This window comes from Micrococcus sp. FDAARGOS_333 (assembly GCF_002206575.2).
GTDB lineage: Bacteria > Actinomycetota > Actinomycetes > Actinomycetales > Micrococcaceae > Micrococcus > Micrococcus lylae.
Window position 1 is genome coordinate 73,355 of sequence record NZ_NJFJ02000001.1, and the last position, 17,370, is coordinate 90,724.

17 protein-coding genes and 1 pseudogene are annotated in these 17,370 nt (G+C 73.0%); 5 read left to right on the forward strand and 13 right to left on the reverse strand.

Annotated elements, in window-relative coordinates:
- Positions 1-115 precede the first annotated feature (115 nt).
- From CEQ11_RS00365 to CEQ11_RS12995, 8 genes and pseudogenes are all read right to left on the reverse strand, one after another.
- A complete protein-coding gene (locus CEQ11_RS00365; RefSeq protein ID WP_088477354.1) occupies positions 116-886 on the reverse strand; it encodes a glycosyltransferase family 2 protein in 771 nt (256 codons plus the stop codon).
- Positions 883-1,524 carry a hypothetical protein gene (locus tag CEQ11_RS00370; protein ID WP_227718647.1) on the reverse strand — a complete coding sequence of 214 codons (642 nt, stop codon included), beginning with the start codon at positions 1,522-1,524 and terminating at the stop codon, positions 883-885. The genes CEQ11_RS00365 and CEQ11_RS00370 overlap by 4 nt, the downstream gene beginning before the upstream one ends.
- A 1-nt stretch (position 1,525) precedes the next feature.
- Positions 1,526-1,843 carry a lycopene cyclase domain-containing protein gene (locus CEQ11_RS00375; RefSeq protein ID WP_088477355.1) on the reverse strand — a complete coding sequence of 106 codons (318 nt, stop codon included), beginning with the start codon at positions 1,841-1,843 and terminating at the stop codon, positions 1,526-1,528.
- Complete coding sequence (locus tag CEQ11_RS00380; RefSeq protein ID WP_102957464.1) at positions 1,840-2,232, reverse strand: lycopene cyclase domain-containing protein; 393 nt, start codon at positions 2,230-2,232, stop codon at positions 1,840-1,842. Before CEQ11_RS00380 ends, CEQ11_RS00375 begins: the two co-directional genes overlap by 4 nt.
- On the reverse strand, positions 2,229-3,110 hold the full coding sequence (locus CEQ11_RS00385) for a prenyltransferase (protein WP_088477356.1): 882 nt from the start codon (positions 3,108-3,110) through the stop codon (positions 2,229-2,231). The genes CEQ11_RS00380 and CEQ11_RS00385 overlap by 4 nt, the downstream gene beginning before the upstream one ends.
- Positions 3,107-4,756: a phytoene desaturase family protein gene (gene crtI, locus CEQ11_RS00390; protein ID WP_088477357.1), complete on the reverse strand. Its 1,650-nt coding sequence runs from the start codon at positions 4,754-4,756 to the stop codon at positions 3,107-3,109. The genes CEQ11_RS00385 and crtI overlap by 4 nt, the downstream gene beginning before the upstream one ends.
- Positions 4,753-5,712 carry a squalene/phytoene synthase family protein gene (locus CEQ11_RS00395; protein ID WP_088477358.1) on the reverse strand — a complete coding sequence of 320 codons (960 nt, stop codon included), beginning with the start codon at positions 5,710-5,712 and terminating at the stop codon, positions 4,753-4,755. The genes crtI and CEQ11_RS00395 overlap by 4 nt, the downstream gene beginning before the upstream one ends.
- Before the next feature lie 2 nt (positions 5,713-5,714).
- Positions 5,715-6,782: pseudogene (locus CEQ11_RS12995) on the reverse strand (polyprenyl synthetase family protein).
- A gap of 198 nt (positions 6,783-6,980) precedes the next feature.
- On the opposite strand from CEQ11_RS12995, the gene idi reads away from it, so the two are divergent.
- Entirely contained in the window at positions 6,981-7,619 is a 639-nt protein-coding gene (gene idi / locus CEQ11_RS00410; RefSeq protein WP_088478811.1) for an isopentenyl-diphosphate Delta-isomerase, read from the forward strand.
- A 66-nt stretch (positions 7,620-7,685) separates the two neighbouring features.
- Here idi and trxA read toward each other — a convergent pair whose 3' ends face one another.
- From trxA to mmsB, 4 genes are all read right to left on the reverse strand, one after another.
- A complete protein-coding gene (gene trxA / locus CEQ11_RS00415; RefSeq protein WP_088477361.1) occupies positions 7,686-8,102 on the reverse strand; it encodes a thioredoxin in 417 nt (138 codons plus the stop codon).
- Between the two features lie 256 nt (positions 8,103-8,358).
- Positions 8,359-9,189, reverse strand: a complete 831-nt coding sequence (locus CEQ11_RS00420; protein ID WP_088478812.1) for an aldo/keto reductase — start codon at positions 9,187-9,189, stop codon at positions 8,359-8,361.
- A gap of 24 nt (positions 9,190-9,213) precedes the next feature.
- The gene (locus CEQ11_RS00425) at positions 9,214-10,677 is read right to left on the reverse strand and encodes a GntP family permease (protein WP_088477362.1); all 1,464 of its coding nucleotides are present in this window, start codon (positions 10,675-10,677) and stop codon (positions 9,214-9,216) included.
- 135 nt (positions 10,678-10,812) lie between these two features.
- Complete coding sequence (gene mmsB, locus CEQ11_RS00430) at positions 10,813-11,718, reverse strand: 3-hydroxyisobutyrate dehydrogenase (RefSeq protein WP_088477363.1); 906 nt, start codon at positions 11,716-11,718, stop codon at positions 10,813-10,815.
- A gap of 147 nt (positions 11,719-11,865) precedes the next feature.
- Here mmsB and CEQ11_RS00435 point away from each other — a divergent pair, with 147 nt between their 5' ends.
- Entirely contained in the window at positions 11,866-12,738 is an 873-nt protein-coding gene (locus CEQ11_RS00435; protein ID WP_227718649.1) for a LysR family transcriptional regulator, read from the forward strand.
- A gap of 158 nt (positions 12,739-12,896) precedes the next feature.
- Positions 12,897-13,361: a type II 3-dehydroquinate dehydratase gene (gene aroQ, locus CEQ11_RS00440; protein WP_088477365.1), complete on the forward strand. Its 465-nt coding sequence runs from the start codon at positions 12,897-12,899 to the stop codon at positions 13,359-13,361.
- 73 nt (positions 13,362-13,434) lie between these two features.
- Here the strand turns inward: aroQ and CEQ11_RS00445 are convergent, their stop codons facing one another.
- A complete protein-coding gene (locus tag CEQ11_RS00445) occupies positions 13,435-14,673 on the reverse strand; it encodes a CaiB/BaiF CoA-transferase family protein (protein WP_088477366.1) in 1,239 nt (412 codons plus the stop codon).
- Positions 14,674-14,872: 199 nt separating this feature from the next.
- Between CEQ11_RS00445 and CEQ11_RS00450 the strand changes: the two genes are divergently transcribed.
- Positions 14,873-15,811, forward strand: coding sequence for a LysR family transcriptional regulator (locus CEQ11_RS00450; RefSeq protein WP_088477367.1), 939 nt, complete (start codon positions 14,873-14,875; stop codon positions 15,809-15,811).
- A 323-nt stretch (positions 15,812-16,134) separates the two neighbouring features.
- The gene (locus tag CEQ11_RS00455; protein WP_227718881.1) at positions 16,135-17,346 is read left to right on the forward strand and encodes an acyl-CoA dehydrogenase family protein; all 1,212 of its coding nucleotides are present in this window, start codon (positions 16,135-16,137) and stop codon (positions 17,344-17,346) included.
- Positions 17,347-17,370 lie beyond the last annotated feature (24 nt).

Consider the following 17,370-nt stretch of genomic DNA (forward strand, 5'->3'; position numbering starts at 1 on the left):
TCCGGCGGCGCGCGGCCCGGGAATCCCGACCCGGGGGCGAATGGCCACTGTACGCCGGATGTGACGCCTGCCCAATGCCGAGGTGAGATGGGTCACCACCAGCGGGGCGTGCGGGTCATCCTGCCCGCCGACCCAGCCGCCGCACCCACCTCTGCCCCGGGGAGAGGACGGCCCAGTTCCTGCGGAGGGTGGCCACGGCCATCCGCAGCTGCCGGCGGCGCGCTGCGGCCGAGGTGAACCCCCGCCCCGAGGCCCCCATCCGCAGCGTCGGCACGTGCACCACGGGATGCCGCCCGCTCAGCGCGAGGCAGAAGGACAGGTCCAGGTCGTCATGGACCAGGGGGTCCACCCGCTCGACCTGCTCCCGCACGTCCCTCCAGGCCGCGGCACGCAGTCCGAAGTTGGAACCCCAGAGGGGGACGGACGCCGCCGCGGCACCGGCGCACCACCGATACCCCAGGGTGTGGAGGACCTCCCGCACCCTGCCCTGGACGCCCACCCGGTCCACGAAGCGGGGCGGCCCCGTCACCCCGGCGACCTCCGGGGCGGACTCCAGCACCGCACAGATCCGCTCCACCCAGTCGGGTGCCGGGCGGCTGTCCGCGTCGCACCGCAGGATCAGGTCGCCCCGCGCGGCGTCATAGCCGGCCGAGGCGGCGGCCGGGATGCCGGGCACCGGCTGCACCACCACCCGGGCGCCGGCCGCACGCGCCACGTCGGCCGAGTGGTCCCGGCTGCCGTTGTCCACCACCACGACCTCGTCCACACGGCGGGACTGCACGCCCAGCAGGGCCAGGCAGGCCCGCAGGTGGGCGGCATCGTCCCGGACCGGGACCACCACCGAGACGGTGGGCCGGCGGGGCCTGTCCGCCTGTGCCCCGCTCACCGGGCCTCCCCAGCGTCCGCGGCCGCGTCCCCCGCCTCCGCGGCCGGCGCCTCCGCAGTGCGCGTCTCCGCGGCCGGCACCCCCGCAGTGCGCGCCTCCACCGTTCGCAGCACCCACCCGCTCGCCGCCGCGGCGCCGATCAGGTTCGCGGCGAGGTCCGTGACCGTGTCCTCGTATCCGACGCCGATCTCCGCCGTGATCCACCGATGGCCGATCCACTCCGCGACCTCCCAGAGCACCCCCAGGGTGCCCACCGCGGACACCAGTGCCGCCCAGCACAGCGTCGGGCCGAGCAGCCGCACCGCCGCGCCGGCCGAGGACCCGCGGCGGCGGAGCCAGGCCCGCACCGCCACCGCCGCCAGCCCCGCGATCACCGCGCTGGTGGCCGCGTGCATGAGCAGGTCCAGGTGTTCCACCCGGTGGTGCAGGCCGGTCACGGAGCACCACCCCGCTGCGAGCAGGACGGTCTGGCCCGTCCAGTCCAGGACCCGGCCTCCCACCAGCCACCGGAGGAGCCACTGGGTGCCGAACACCAGGAACATGACGGCGGCGGAGGGCCACCCGGCGACCGCACCGCCCAACGGCACCAGGGCCAGGCCCACCAGCCGCAGCAGGTCCGCGGGGATCAGCGGGAACACGTCAGTCCTCCCGGCCCCGGCGCGAGCCGGTCAGCAGCAGCCACAGGCCCGGCAGCAGCAGCGCCGCCCCCAGCGGGTAGGCGAAGTCCTCCAGCGGGGCCAGGCCGATGTACACCCCGCCCAGACGCTCGTGCCCGTAGTCGAAGAGGCCGGAGGCGATCATCAGGTTGTCGAAGACGGCCGTGAGGACCCACAGCACCCCCGTCGTCGCGAGCACGGCGCCGGCATGGCGCACCCGCAGGCGGCCGGCGAGGGCGGCGAGCCCGAGGACCGCGGCGGCCAGGCCCAGGAACACGAGGTTCAGCTCCCAGAACGTCATGACTCCTCCCCCTCCCGCGTCGTCCCCCCGGCCCGCGCGGACAGGCCCGCACGGGAGGAGTCGGCGGTCCCGCGGCGCCGGTCCCGTGACTCCGCCAGCCGCACGGCGGCCGTGAACAGGACCATCGTGTTCAGGCTCAGGAACAGCAGGAAGAAGGCCTCCTCCAGCGGCAGCTGGTCCGCCAGCATCACCCCGGTCATCAGGTCCGAGTCGCGGTGCAGGAAGATGCCCTCCGCGATCGCCCACACGTCCCACCACAGGAAGTAGGCCACGCCCGCGGCGAGCACCAGGAGCGCGGGCAGGGGGCGGTGGAACAGGAACAGCCGCCAGCGGTGGTCCACCAGCAGCATGCACCCGATCAGCCCGACCAGCACCAGCAGGTAGGTCATCCGAGTCCTCCCCGCTGCCAGGCCCAGGCGATCAGCAGCATCGTGACCAGGAAGCCGGTGGCGTAGTTCAGCCAGAGGAACACGCGCCAGCCGCCGTGGGCACGTCCGGAGGACGCGTCCGTGACGCCGAGGTGCCGTCCGGCGTTGACGATGTACGGGACGGCCAGCAGGGCGGCCCAGCGTCCCGGCCCCTCGGTGGCCAGCATGAGCAGCCCGGCCCCGGTGTACAGGACCACGGACGCCGCCACGGCCCGGCGGGCGCCCAGGACCGTGGCCACCGAGGCCAGTCCGCCCTCCCGGTCCGGCAGCACGTCCTGCACCGCCCCGAAGATCTGCGACGCCATGCCCCAGAGGAAGAAGCCGGCCAGCAGCGACACCAGCGCCGGCGTGAACGAGGCGCCCGCCAGCACCAGCCCGTACACCGCCGGAGACACGAAATGGGTCGCCGAGGTCGCCGCGTCCAGGAAGGGCCGCTCCTTGAAGCGCAGTCCCGCCCACGAGTAGGCGACCACCGCGAAGAGGCTGACGGCCAGGACGAGGACCGAGGCCACGTCGCCCTGCAGCAGCGCCCAGCCGACGAGCACCCCCACGAACGGCAGGGGCAGCAGACAGGCCGCCAGCAGGACCCGGCGGTGCTCCGCACGGTCCACCACGGCACCCTCCACGCCGCCCTTGCGCGGGTTCCGCAGGTCCGACTCGTAGTCGAAGACGTCGTTGATGCCGTACATGGCCAGGTTGTAGGGCACCAGGAAGAAGAGCGTCCCCACCACCGTGACCCAGACCGGCAGGCCCCCGGTCAGGACCGCCGCGGCCGCGAACGGATAGGCGGTGTTCACCCAGCTCACCGGGCGGGACACCCGCAGCAGCGTTCCGATCATGGCCGCGCCCCCTCGCCCGCCCCGGCCCGGACGCCGGAGACGGCCTCACGGACGATCTCCGCGGAGATCAGGCACATCGGCACGCCGATCCCCGGCCGCACCGAGGAACCCGCATAGAGCAGCCCGCGGACCCTGCGGTCCCGCACGGCGGGCCGGAAGAGGGCGGACTGGCCCAGGACGTGCCCGGGACCCAGCAGGGATCCCCGCCAGGCGTGTACCTGCTCCACGAGGTCGGCCGGCCCGATCGTGCGCCTGACCACCACCCGCTCGGACAGGTCCGGGACCCCGGCCCACTCGGCAAGCTGCGCGACGGCCCGGTCCGCGACCTCCTCCACCCGTGGATCGCCGGGCTCGTCCCGGTCCGGGGTGCGCACCCCGCCGCGCCCCCAGCCGACCTGGGCCGGTGCCGGGACGAGGAGGAACAGGGACTCGTCCCCCGGCGGCGCCATGTCCGGATCCGTGGCCGTGGTGCGCGAGACGTAGAGGGACGTCGGGTCCGGCAGCTCCCGTCCCTGCTCGATCCGCGCGAAGTTCTCGTCCCAGTCCGCGGTGAACAGCAGCGAATGGTGCAGCAGCTGCGGCAGCCGCCCCCGCACGCCCAGGCACACCAGCACACCCGAGAACCCGGGGTCGCGGCTGTCCCATCGGGACTCCGGGGCACGCAGCCCCTCCGGCAGCAGCCGTGTCTGCAGGTGGTGCAGGTCCGCGGCGCCGACCACCACGTCCGCGGGAAGACGCAGCTCCCCTCGACCCTCGGGCACGTCGTGCGCCGCCTGCAGGACCCGCACGCCGGTGACCCGCGGCCCGGAGCCGGACCGACGGCGGAGGCGGGAGGACAGGCCCGGGAGGCGGCCGTCGTCGTGGCCCTCCACCTCCACGGCCGTCGCCTCCGTGTCCGTCAGGATCCGGACCCCCTCCGCGCGGCAGAAGGCCTCCATCGCGTCCACCAGCGCGGCGAACCCGCCGCGGGGGTGCTGCACCCCGTCCACGAGGTCGAGGTGGCTCATCAGGTGGTACATCGCCGGAGCCCGTCGCGGGGAGGTGCCCAGGAACACCGCCGGATAGGCCAGCACCTGGCGCAGCCGGACATCCTCGAACCGCCGGGCGACGTGCGACCACAGGCCGCCGGCCAGCTGCCGGCCGAGCGCCGGCAGCGCCGCGAGGACCTCCCGGTGCGCCAGCTCCCAGGGCCGGTCGAAGTCCGTGTACAGGAACCGGCGCTTCGCCAGGCCGTAGACCCGGTAGGCGGAGGCGAGGTAGGACCGCAGCCGTGCCCCTGCGCCGGGCTCGATGGACTCGAAGAGGTCGCAGGCGGCTCCGGTGCCGCTGCGCACGTCCACGGGACCGTCGGCGAGGTGTCCCTCCGCGAACACCCGGTAGGCCGGGTCCAGGCGGCGCAGGTCCAGCTGCTCGGCGGCGCTGGTGCCCATGAGCCGGAACCAGCGGTCGATCACCTCGGGCATCAGGTACCAGGACGGACCCGTGTCGAAGGTGAACCCCTCGGCGGACCATCGGCCGGACCGGCCGCCCAGGACCTCGTTCTTCTCCACCAGGGTCACGTCGTGGCCGTCGCGAGCGAGCAGGCCGGCCGTCGCCAGCCCGGCGAACCCGCCGCCGACCACCACCACGGTGCGTGCCGCGCTCACGGGCGCCCCCTCCGTCCGGAGGACCCGACGGACCGGGCCAGGATCGCCGCCTTCACCGGCCCCGGCACCCGCACCCGCCGGCCGCGCAGCTCGGCGGCCGGGGTCGCGCCGATGCGCCGGTTCAGCTCGGCGAAGATCCCGTGGGCGGCCAGCACCGCCCGCCCGACCCGTCGGTCCAGCCGGTCTATCCCCGGCCGCGCGGCGTGCAGGTCCTCGGCGATCTCCGCCACCAGCTCCTGCTTGCGCTCCTCGGTCAGCTCCCGCGGCCCCGTCCCCGTGAGGTAGACCCGGCCCAGGCCCTGCTGGTCAGCGCCGAGGTCTCGCAGGAAGTTCACCTTCTGGAAGGCCGCGCCCAGCCGGACCGCACAGGCCCGGAGCATCTCCCGGTCCGCCTCCGTGTGCGCACTCGTCCCCGGCAGCGAGCAGAAGATCCGCAGGCACATCAGGCCCACCACCTCTGCCGATCCGTGGATGTAGGCCGCCAGGGACTCCTCCCCGTGACGGTCCTGCCGGAGGTCTGCGCGCATGGACCGGAAGAACGGGGCCGTCAGCTCCCGTGTGATGCCGTGCCGGCGCGCCACGTCCGCGAACGCGTGCAGCGCCAGGTCCGCGAACGCGTGCAGCGCCAGGTCCGTGGAGAAGCCGGTGTCCATCGCCTCCTCGCACCGACGCTCGTAGTCGTCCAGCAGCGCAGTGGCCTGCCCGGTCGTCGCACCGGCGGCCGCGGCCGTGCCGTCCACCACCTCGTCCGCGACCCGGACCATCGCGTAGACCGCCCCGACGTCCCGGCGCTGCCGCACCGGCAGCGTCCGGCACGCCCAGGCGAACGAGGTGGAGTAGCCGACGATGACCTCGCCGGCGGAGCGCAGCGCGGTGGCCGTGTACCGCCGCAGGTCCCCGTCCGGGTCAGGTCCGCGGGGTGCCCGCCGGTCGGCGCTGTGTTCTGCGTTGCCCATGGTCAGGTCTTCCGGTGGAGGATGTGGTGGCAGGCGGCGGCGAAGTCCTCCTGCTCCCTCGGCCCGAGGCCGAGCGAGCCGATCAGGTGCCGTGCCTCTGCGACGAGCTCGGCCGCCAGGCCGGTGGCGTACTCGACGGCGCCGCTTGCGCGCACGGCGGTCCGGGCCTCGGCCACGGCCGAGGCGAGTGCGTCGAGGCCGTGGGCCTCGGCGGCCGCCACCCGGGCGAGGGCGTCCCGTGCGCCGGCGTCGGAGCGGGCATGGCAGGTCAGCACGGTCGCCTTGCCCTCGCGCAGGTCCGTGTCTGCCGGCTTGCCGGTCTCTCGGGGGTCTCCGAAGGTGCCGAGCACGTGGTCGATCACCTGGTAGGCCACGCCCAGCTTCGACCCGGCGGCGGCGAGGGCGCCGGCGTGCTCCGCAGACGCCCCGGCCAGCAGCGCCCCGGAGCGCAGCGGCGCCTCGAAGGAGTAGCCGGCGGTCTTGCGTCACTCCATCGCCAGGATCCGTTCGGCATCCGGGTGGTCCTCGCCGTAGCGGTGGAGGGAGAACAGGACGTCCTCGAGCTCCCCGGCGGCCGCCTGGGTGGCGGCGTCGAACACCACGGGCGCCACGACCGCGTTCACCGCCGGGTCCGCGCTGCAGGAGGCCGCCAGGCGCAGGGCCTGGGTCAGCAGGACGTCCCCGCCGATCACGCCGGCGGACACGCCGAGGTGCGCGGCCTCCTGCTCGGGCGCACCGGCCTGCACGGCGTCCCGGCGGAACTGCTCCGCCACGGTCGGACGGCCGCGGCGCAGGCGGTCCCGGTCGATGACGTCGTCATGGACGAGCAGGGCCGCATGCAGGAGCTCAAAGGCGATGCCCAGGCGGACGACCTCCGGCGGCCCTCCGGCACCCGGCCTGACGGTCCTGTAGCCGAGGTCCACCAGTGCAGGACGGACGAGCTTCCCGTCCGCGGCGAGGTCCCTGAGACGCTCCCAGAGGCGCAGCGCCGACTCCGGCGCGTCAGGCCCGAAGGGCTGCTCGGCAAGGTGCGCGACCAGCTCGTCCCTGAGCCCTCGCGTGGACCGCATGCTCTGCCCTCCTCGTCATGGCGGCCCCGCACACGGGTCCGTCAGGGCGGCACGATCGTCCTTGTCGCCTGCGATGGCCCGATCTCCGAACCTCCCTGTCCGTCGGCCTATCCACCGCCGCGCCGGCGAGTCCATCCACGAGCCCGGGCGCGCCGGACCCCGGGTCAGTCCCTGTGGCGGGCTGACAGAATGGGCCGCATGAGCTCCCCCGCCGCACACCCCGAGCACCCGACCCCGCAGACCCCGTCCGCGCCGGACGGACCCCAGGACGGCGGTCAGCACGGCGCACAGCACGGCGCCCAGGACGGCGTGGAGGTCGTGGTGCTGCTCGACGAGGACGGGACCCGCGTCGGCACCGAGCCGAAGGCCACCGTGCACCGGCACCGGGACGAGGGCACTCCGCTGCACCTGGCGTTCTCCTGCCACGTCTACGGCCCGGACGGCCGGTTCCTGCTGACCCGCCGCGCCCTGGGGAAGAAGGCGTTCCCCGGCATCTGGACCAACGGCTTCTGCGGCCACCCCGGCGTGGGCGAGTCCCCGGCCGAGGCCGTGGAGCGGCGCTCCGTCCAGGAGCTGGGCGTGCCCGTGCACTCCGTGGAGCCGGTGCTGCCGGACTTCCGCTACCGCGCCGCGGACGCCGCCGGCGTGGAGGAGAACGAGATCTGCCCGGTCTTCCGGGCGCAGACAGACGGCGACCCCGCCCCGGTGTGGGACGAGGTCGCCGAATGGGAGTGGGTTCAGGTCGCGGACCTCACCGCCGCCCTGGCCGCCGTGCCCGCCGCATTCAGCCCGTGGCTGGTGCAGCAGTGGCGGCAGGGGGCCTTCGAGGGCCGCTGAGCCCGGGGCGCAGACGGGACGGCACCGTCACGACGACGGCCGCCCGCCTCCGGCGCCCGGCTCGCCTCAGGCCTGCGGCCGGCCGCCCTGGTCCTGGCCGCCCTGGCCGGCGGCGTCGTTCTGCGCGGCCTGCTCCTCGGCCATGCGACGCACCTCGTCCACGTCCAGGGCCTTGACCTGCTTCACCAGGTCCTCGAGGGCCGGGGCCGGCAGGGCGCCGGGCTGGGAGAAGACGAGCACGCCGCCGCGGAACGCCATGAGGGTCGGGATGGAGGTGATGCCGGCCATCGCCGCCAGCTGCTGCTGGTCCTCGGTGTCCACCTTCACGAAGGCGACGTCGTCGTGCTCCTCGGAGGCGGCCTCGAAGACCGGGCCGAACTGCTTGCACGGGCCGCACCACTCGGCCCAGAAGTCCACGAGGACGGTGTCGTTCTCGGTGATGGTCTGCTGGAAGGACTCAAGGGTCAGGTCGGTGGTGGCCATGGGAGGGATCCTTTCGGACGGGTTCTCGCCGGCGTCCGCCGCGGACGCGGTCACGGTCCGGCGCGTTCTGTCAGGCGGCAACAGGATGCCCCACCCGGTCTATTCCATGCCCGACGGACGAGGGCCCCGACGCCGGCCGTGAGCGTCCGGCATATTCCGTCCGCTCCACCTGGCAGACGGCGTCCCGACGACGGCCACTCACCTCCGGGCTCCGCCCTCCTCCGCGATGCGCCGCACCGGAGCGCGGTGAGACTCTTCAGATCCCGAACTCGAGCGGGTCCTGGCGGGCCGGCCGCCCGGAGTCCGCGGCGTCCACGGCCGCCAGCTCGTCTGCGGTGAGCTCGAGCTCCAGGGAGGCGAGGTTCTCGGCCAGGTGCGCGGCGGAGCCGGAGCGCGGGATGGCCACGCGCCCGGACTGCCGGTGCCAGGCCAGCAGCACCTGCGCGGGGGTGGCCCCGTGCGCCGCGGCGGCTGCCGTCACGGCCGGCACCTCGAACGGCTCCCCGCCGCGGCCCAGCGGCGTGTGGGCCACCACGGCGGCGCCGTGGGCGCGCGTCGCCTCCTGGACGGACCGCTGTTGCACCAGGGCGTCCACCTGGATCTGGTTCACCGCCGCCTGCAGGCCGTCGGCCGCCAGGGTCTCGAGGTGCTCGGACAGGAAGTTGGACACGCCCCACGCGCGGGCGGGACCGTCCTGCCCGGCCAGGTCAGCGAGCGCTGCGGCGGTCTGGCGGAAGGTGCCCTCCTGCGCGGTGCGCCAGGGATTCGGCCAGTGGATGAGCACAAGATCCACACGGTCCAGGCCGAGCCGCTCGAGCGAGCCCTCCAGCGAGGCCCGGACCCGGTCCGCCGGCCCGAAGGCGTCCGCCGTGAGCTTGGTGGTCACCTGCACCGCCTCCCGCGGCACTCCGGCAGCACGCAGGGCGGCCCCCACCACGGCCTCGTTGCCGTAGGCCTGGGCGGTGTCCAGGTGCCGGTATCCCAGTGCCAGGGCGCGTTCGATCGCGGCCTGCCCCTCGGGTCCGGTGAGCTTGTAGGTCCCCAACCCGAGGGCTGGCAGGGCTGTGGCCGGCACGGTGTTCTCCATGCCGGCCACAGTAGCGGCTGGGGATCAGGCGATGCCGAGGAAGGTGACCGCACCGATCACCACGGCGGTGACGATCACCGGCGCCACGATCGTGACCATGCCGACGTCCTTGTAGGACTCGCGGTGGGTCATCCCGCAGACCATGAGCAGGGTGATGACCGCACCGTTGTGGGGCATCGAGTCCAGGCCGCCGGAGGCCATCGCGGTCACACGGTGCATCGCCTCGAGCGCGATGCCCTGGTCCACGGCCATCGTCGTCAGGTCCTCGCCCACCGCGTTCAGGGCGATGGTCATGCCGCCGGAGGCGGAGCCGGTGATGCCGGCGATGACCGAGGTGGAGATCGCCGAGGCCGCCAGGGCGTTCATGCCCGGATTCAGGATGCCCTCGCGGATGATCGCGAACGCGGCCATCGCGGCGACCACGGCACCGTAGCCGACCTCGGAGGCGGTGGAGAAGATCGGCAGCAGCGAGCGCTGGGCGCCGAAGAGGAAGCCGTCCCAGATCTCCTTGAGGTGGCGGACGTTCATCACCAGGATCACGAGGATCGCCGCGAGCAGCGCGCAGAGCACGGCCCACACGGCGATGCGGTCGTCCAGGCTGATGCCGCCGTACTTCTCCTCGGAGAGGAAGCCCCAGTCCATGGCCGGGAAGATCCACATGGTGGAGGCCACGTTCACCACGAACACGGCGAGGATCGGCAGGAACGGGAGGACGTGGTTCGGCGGGGCCGGGAGCAGGCGTTCGGAGGCCTCGGAGGAGATCGGCATGGCTCCGGCTCCCCCGCCGGCGTCCGCACGGCCCTCGGCCTCGCGGGCGGCGGCCTTGCGCTCCAGGTCCGTCGCGTCGCCGAAGCCCTCGCCCGCGGCCACGAGGCGCTTGGCGCGGAACTGCACCCAGAGCCAGCCGAGGACGAACATCATGATGCCGCCGGCGATGCCGATGGCCGGCGCGGCGAACGTGGAGGTGCCGAAGAACTGGCCCGGGATGATGTTCTGGATCTGGGGTGCGCCCGGGATCGCGGTCATCGTGAAGGTCAGGATGCCCACGGCGATCGCGGCGGGGATGAGGCGGCGCGGCAGGTCCGCGGCACGGAACAGCTCCTTGGCCAGCGGGAACATCACGAACACGGCCACGAACACCGAGATGCCGCCGTAGGTGAGGATCGCGCCGGTGATGATCGTGGCGAGGATCGCCTGCTTGGGGCCGAGCCACTTGGTGATCGTCTGGGCGATCGCCTCCGCGTAGCCGGTGATCGCCATGAGGCGGCCGAAGATCGCTCCGGTCAGGAAGATCGGGAAGTAGTTCTTGATGAAGTTCGCCAGCGCCGGCATGAAGATCTCGGTGTACGTCGCCAGCAGCGGCACCCCGGAGAACAGCATGGCCAGCAGCGCGCACAGCGGCGCGGCGATGATGATCGACGTCCCTCGATATGCCAGCGTGATGAGCAGGACCAGCGAGAGGATGATGCCGAGAAGTCCGATGATCATGGACGCCCTCTTCTCAGGTGCGGTGGATGTGGGGATGGACTCCCCCGACGACGGCCGGTCACCTCCGTGCGGAAGGCGCGGGACCGTCGTCGGGAAGCGTGCCGGGCAGGGGCCGGGCGGGGGCGGCGGCCCCGGTCAGATCTCCTCCTGTGTCCTGCCCGGGGTGACGTACTTGACCACCAGGGAGCAGTCCTTGTCCCCGAGGCCCTCGTCCTGCAGACGGCTGAGCTGCTCGCGGGCCAGGGCGGCGGCCTCGAGGTGGAGGCCGGCCTTCTCGCCGGCGGCGAGCGCCAGGGAGACGTCCTTGTGGGCGAGGTCCGCGCGGAAGGTGGCCTCGAAGTCGTTGTTCGCGGCGGAGGAGTCGATGATCCCGGCCACCGGGTACCAGGTCTGCTGCGGCCAGGAGCGGCCGGAGGAGGCGGAGGCGATCTCCCAGAAGGTCTTCGGGTCCAGGCCGAGGTGCTTGGCCAGCTGTGAGCCCTCCGAGCAGGCCATCTGCGCGATGAACAGCATCATGTTGTTCGCGATCTTCGCGGCGATGCCCGCGGTGGGGCCGCCGGCGTTGAAGACGTTGCCGGCCATCGGCTCCACGTGCTTCATCGCCTCGGCCACGTCCTCCTGACTGCCGCCGATCATGAAGGCGAGGGTGCCGGCCGCGGCGCCGGAGATGCCGCCGGAGACCGGGGAGTCGACGAAGCGCAGGCCGTGTTTCGGGGCCTCGTCGTGGCACCACTGCGAGGTCTCGATGTCCACGGTGGAGGAGTCCATCAGGAGGGTGCCCTGCCTGGCCGAGGCGAAGACGCCGGCGTCCTGGGTGCAGACCTCGCGGACGTGCTCGCCCTTGGGGAGCATCGTGATGACGACGTCCGCCTCTCTGACGGCCTCCTCGATGCTCGAGGCGGCGGTGACCCCGTGCTCCACGGCGGTCTGCACGGCCTTCTCGGACAGGTCGAAGCCGGTCACGGTGTGCCCGGCCTTGACGAGGTTTCCGGCCATCGGGGCGCCCATGTTCCCCAGGCCGATCCATGCGTAGTGGGTCATGTCTCCTCCTCTGCGCCGCAGGTCAGCCGCGGCAAGGTGCGCTGCATCACAAGTCCTGACTCACAGTAGGACGTGCAAGCAGTGGTTTCAATGCATCAGGGTGTCGCGAGATTGCACCCCTGATGTGCATCTGTGCACACTCGCAAGATGGACAGAGTCGACGCCGCCGCCCACATGCAGGACCTGGTCACCCTGCTGACCGTGACCCGGCTGGGCCGCGTGGAGGCCGCGGCCGAACAGCTCGGCGTGAACCGAACCACTGTGGGACGTCGCGTGCAGGCACTGGAGAGGGCGCTGGGCGGACGGGTGCTGCTGCGCGGCGCCGCCGGGCTGGAGGTGACGCCGCTGGGTCGGCGGGCGCTCGACGTGGCCGAGCGGCTCGAGTCCGCCCTGGACGCGCTCTGCGACGACGGAGACGCGGACCGGCTGCGCGGCGTGGTCCGGGTCGGGGTGCCCGAAGGATTCGGCGTGCACTTCGCCGCGCCGGCGCTCGGACGACTGGTCTCCGAGCACCCGGAGCTGCGGCTGGAGCTGCGGACCGCACCCATGCGCTCCCGCCTGCCACAGGCGGAGCTGGACCTCGAGGTCACCATCGGGCGGCCGCGAGCCTCACGCGCCCCGGCCGTGCACGTCCGCGACTACGCGTTGAAGCTGTTCGCAGCACCCGCGTATCTGGAGCGGTCCGGGACGCCCACGCATCTCGAGGACCTGAGCCGGCACCGGCTCGTCTACTACGTGGAGTCAGACCTGGCGACGGGGTCGCTGGACCTGGCGAGAGAGGCGCTGCCGGCGATGGAGACGTCCGTGTCCGCGACCTCCGTGACCGCCCACGTGACCGCGACCGCCGCCGGTGCCGGGATCGGGCTGCTGCCGGACTACCTCGCCGAGGGCGACGAGAGGCTCGTCCCCGTGCTGGCCGACGACTTCGCCCACCCCATGGACTACTGGCTGCTCGCCCGCCCCGAGGCGTGGAGGAACCCCGCCGTACGCGCGGTGCACGAGGCGCTGGCCGCGGCATGAGGCGAGACTCGGGGGCGCGAACGCCGGGTGCGTCTCGCACCCCGGGCGGGTGCCGTCGTCGGGACGCAGGCGGGTGCCGTCGTCGGGACGCGGGCGGGTCCCCGGCGGCGACCGCACTCAGGCGACCGCACTCAGGCGACCGCTACTAAGCTGACGGCATGAGCCCCACCTCCCTGCTGATCCTGAACGGCCCGAACCTCAACCTGCTCGGCACGCGCGAGCCGGAGAAGTACGGCACGCAGACGCTCGCCGACGTGGAGGCGCTGGCCGCCGAGACGGCCGCGCGGTTCGGGTGGACGGTCGAGTGCCGGCAGTCCAACCACGAGGGGCAGCTCATCGACTGGATCCACGAGGCGCGCGGCAAGCACGCGGGAATCGTGCTGAACCCGGGCGCCTACAGCCACACCTCGGTGGCGATCCGCGACGCCCTCAGCGCGGTCGAGCTGCCCGTGGTGGAGGTGCACCTGACGAACATCCACGCCCGTGAGGAGTTCCGCCACCACTCCTACATCTCCGGCGTGGCCGTGGCCGTGCTGTGCGGCACCGGCGTGCAGGGATACGCGTACGCCGTGGACCGCCTGGCGAGGCTGGGCGGGGCGAGCGAGCAGCGCGTCACCGGATAATCGACGGTTCGTCACCAGATCGCAGAGATTCTCCGCGGTCCTGTGACGAACCGTCGATTATCAGCCCGGGCCCTCAGCCCTCGCGGTCCGCACCCCTGCCCTCGAGCCAGGCGAGGACGGCCTCGCGGTCCTCGTCCAGGTGCGGCGGGGCCTTCACGAGCCGCGCCGGGGTGCGGGAGTAGTCCACCGGATGGCGCACGGTGGGTGTGCCGCCGGCGTCCGCCACCGGGTCCAGCCCCAGCTTCTCGGCGTACGCGATGCCCTCGTCCACGCCGAGGATGGGCGCGCACGGCACCCCGACCTCCACGAGCTCGTCCTGCCACTGCTGCGCGTCCCGCTCGCCGAGGCGCCCCACCATCAGTGCCCGCAGCTCGTCGCGGTTCTCGTTGCGGGCGGACATGGTCGCGAACTTCTCGTCCTGCGCCAGCTCCGGCATCCCCAGCACCTCGGCCAGGCGGGCGAACTGGCGGTCATTGCCGACCGAGATGATCAGGTCCGTGTCCCGGCAGGCGAAGGGGCCGTAGGGGAACAGGCTGGGGTGGTCGTTGCCCATGCGCCGCGGCACGGCACCGCCGGCCACGTAGGCGGAGGTCTGGTTGACCAGGCCGGACAGGGCGGTCATGAACAGGTTGAGCTCCACGTGCTGGCCCCTGCCGGAGCCCTCGCGCTCGCGCAGCGCGGCCAGGATCGCCACGGCGCAGTGCAGTCCGGTCATCACGTCCATCATCGCCACACCGCCCTTCTGCGGCGGGCCGTCCGCCTCGCCGGTGAGGGACATGAACCCGGAGACGCCCTGGACGAGCATGTCGTAGCCGGGCAGGTGCGCGCCTGCGGCCGTGCCGAAGCCGGTGATGGAGGCGTGCACCAGGTGCGGCCAGCGCTCGGCCACGGAGTCCGCGTCCAGCCCGTACTTGGCCAGGCCGCCGGGCTTGAAGTTCTCCACCAGCACATCGGCCTCGCCCACGATCCGGTGCACCAGCTCCAGCTGCTCCGGGTCCTTCATGTCCAGGGCGATGGAGTGCTTGTTGCGGTTCGCGGACATGAAGTACGTGGACATGTCCCCGTGCACGGGGGGACGCCAGGTGCGGGTGTCGTCCCCGCCAGGCGACTCCACCTTGATGACGGTCGCGCCCAGGTCCGCGAGCAGCATGGTGCAGTACGGTCCGGCAAGCACCCGGGACAGGTCCGCCACCACGATCCCCGCCAGCGGCCCCGTGCCGTCCCCGGTAAGTCCGCTCGCGTCCGCCGGCCCCGTGCCGTCCGTCCCGACGACGGCCGCCTCGCCGCCGTCCTGTCCGGTCGCCTTCTGCATGCCTCGCCTCCTGGAAGTCCCTCGACGGCGGGCCGGGCACACTGCCGGGCACACCGCGTCCTTCGCTCCAGCAGACCACCGCCGCGGTCTCACGTCCAATAGCCGATCCGCACCGATTGTTACCCTCGGCGCATGGATCGGCGCGGTGCCGCGCCCAGTCTGGGCGCCCCGGCGCCCCGCCCGGCAGGAGGAGCATCCCATGGACGTCCGCGAGGCCCACGCGTTCCTGGCCGTGGCCGAGGAGCTGCACTTCGGACGTGCGGCCGAGCGCCTGCACATCGCACAGCCGCCGCTGTCCCGCACCATCCGCAACCTGGAGCGCGCCTACGGCACCGCCCTGTTCGACCGCACCACCCGCACCGTCTCCCTCACCCCCGCCGGCCGCGCCCTCCTGCCGGCCGCGCAGCGCCTCGCCGACGCCGCCGCAGACGTGGACCGCGTCATGGCGGACGTGGCGGCCGGACGCACCGGCCGCATCCGCCTGGGCTTCGCCAGCACCTCGAACCACCGGCACGTCGGCCGTCTGGCCCGCCGGGTCAAGGCCGACCACCCGGGCCTGGCCCTCGAGCTGCACTCGGCGCAGTTCTCCCACCAGGGCTTCTCCCGTGTGATGGACGGCCGCCTGGACCTGGCGATCGGCCGCTGGGACCACCTGCCGCCGGAGCTGGACTCGGTGCTGCTGCGCCGGGAAGAGGTCCTCATCGCCCTGCCCGCGGACCACCGCCTCGCCCACCGGGACGAGGTCGCGTTCGCCGAGCTCGCGGACGAGGACTGGATCGTCCTGCCCACCGGTGTCAGCGCGGCCCTGCACCACCGCTTCACCTCGCTGTCCCTCTCGGCCGGCGTGATCCCGCGCGTGACCGAGACGGCCCCGGACTCCTGGACCATGCTCGTGCTCGTGGCCGCCGGCAACGGCGTCGGCTTCAGCATGGAGACCGTCCGGGACAACGCCCACCACGAGTCCGGCGTCCGGTTCGTCCGCCTCTCCGGCCCGGCGAACCCCATGGACATGCGCATGATCTGGCGCCGGGACCACGACTCCGCCGCCCTGCGCTCCGTCGTCCAGGCGTCCGTGGAGGTCTTCCAGGAGCACGACGACGGCTCCCCCGCCTCCGCCTCGCCCGGCACCGGGGGCTGAACCGTGCCGGTTCGGGGCGTCTGCCCCGCCTCCGCCTCGCTCGGCGCCGGCGACTGCACCGCGCCTCGCCTTCGCCGCCACGCTCGAGGGCGGCGCGATTCAGACCAGAATGATCTGACCGACCCCCGATCGGGACATGAGGTGACGTCAGCGGCGAGCGGGCACCCCACCGACACCCACCGGCGGAGGTGCGGGAGCCGTCGTCGTGCCTGTTTCCCTGTCAGCGCCGGATGCGCGCACCTAGAGTGGCTGTGAGACCACCCGTGCGGCAGCAGCCGCCGCCCCTGCCAGGAGGAACCGTGCCCAAGCACCCCACCGACATCATGAACATCGAGGCCCTCCTCAGCCCCGAGGAGATCGCCGTTCGAGACAGGGTCGCCGAGTTCGTGGACCGCCGTGTCCGTCCGAACATCGGCCAGTGGTTCGAGGACGCCGTCCTCCCCCTCGAGCTCATCCCCGAGATGGCCGAGCTCGGCCTGTTCGGCATGCACCTGGAGGGCTACGGCTGCGCAGGCCGCACCGCCACCGAGTACGGCATCGCCATGCAGGAGATGGAGGCCGGCGACTCCGGTCTGCGCACCGTCGTCTCCGTGCAGGGCTCGCTCGCCATGTCCTCGATCCACAAGCACGGATCCGAGGAGCAGAAGAACGAGTGGCTGCCGAAGATGGCCCAGGGCGAGGCCATCGGCTTCTTCGGCCTCACCGAGCCGACCGCCGGCTCCGACCCGGCCTCCATGGTCACCCGCGCCCGCCTCGAGGGCGACGAGTGGGTCATCGACGGCGCCAAGCGCTGGATCGGCCTGGCCTCCGTGGCCCAGCTCGGCGTGGTCTGGGCGAAGGTCTCCAACGAGGACGTCGCCGCCGCGGACACCGCCGGAGCCCTGGGCCTGGAGATCAAGGACGGCAAGGACGGCGAGACCGTCCGCGGTTTCATCGTGCCGACCGACACCGAAGGCTTCACCGCCACCCCCATCACCCAGAAGCTGTCCATGCGCGCCTCGCTGCAGTGCGACCTGACGTTCGAGGGCATGCGCCTGCCGCTCAACGCGATCCTGCCGAAGAACCCCGGCCTGCGTGCTCCCTTCATGTGCCTGTCCGAGGCCCGCTACGGCATCGCCTGGGGTGCCATGGGCGCCGCCCGCGACTCCATCGAGCAGGCCATCGCCTACTCGAGCGAGCGCCTCCAGTTCGGCAAGCCGCTCTCCGCCTACCAGCTGACCCAGAAGAAGCTCACGGACATGACCGCCGGCCTGCAGACCGGCCAGCTGCTGGCCCTGCAGCTGGGCCGTGCGAAGGACGCCGGCACCCTCACCCCGGCCATGATCTCGCTGGCGAAGCTGAACAACTGCCGCACCGCGATCGAGATCTGCCGCGAGGCCCGCACCATCCTCGGCGGCAACGGCATCACCGGCGACTACTCCCCGCTGCGCCACGCCAACAACCTCGAGTCCGTGCGCACCTACGAGGGCACCGACGAGGTCCACACGCTGATCGTGGGCCAGACCCTCACCGGCGAGGCGGCCTTCCGCGGCTGAGCCGGAGCACGCCCGGCCACAATG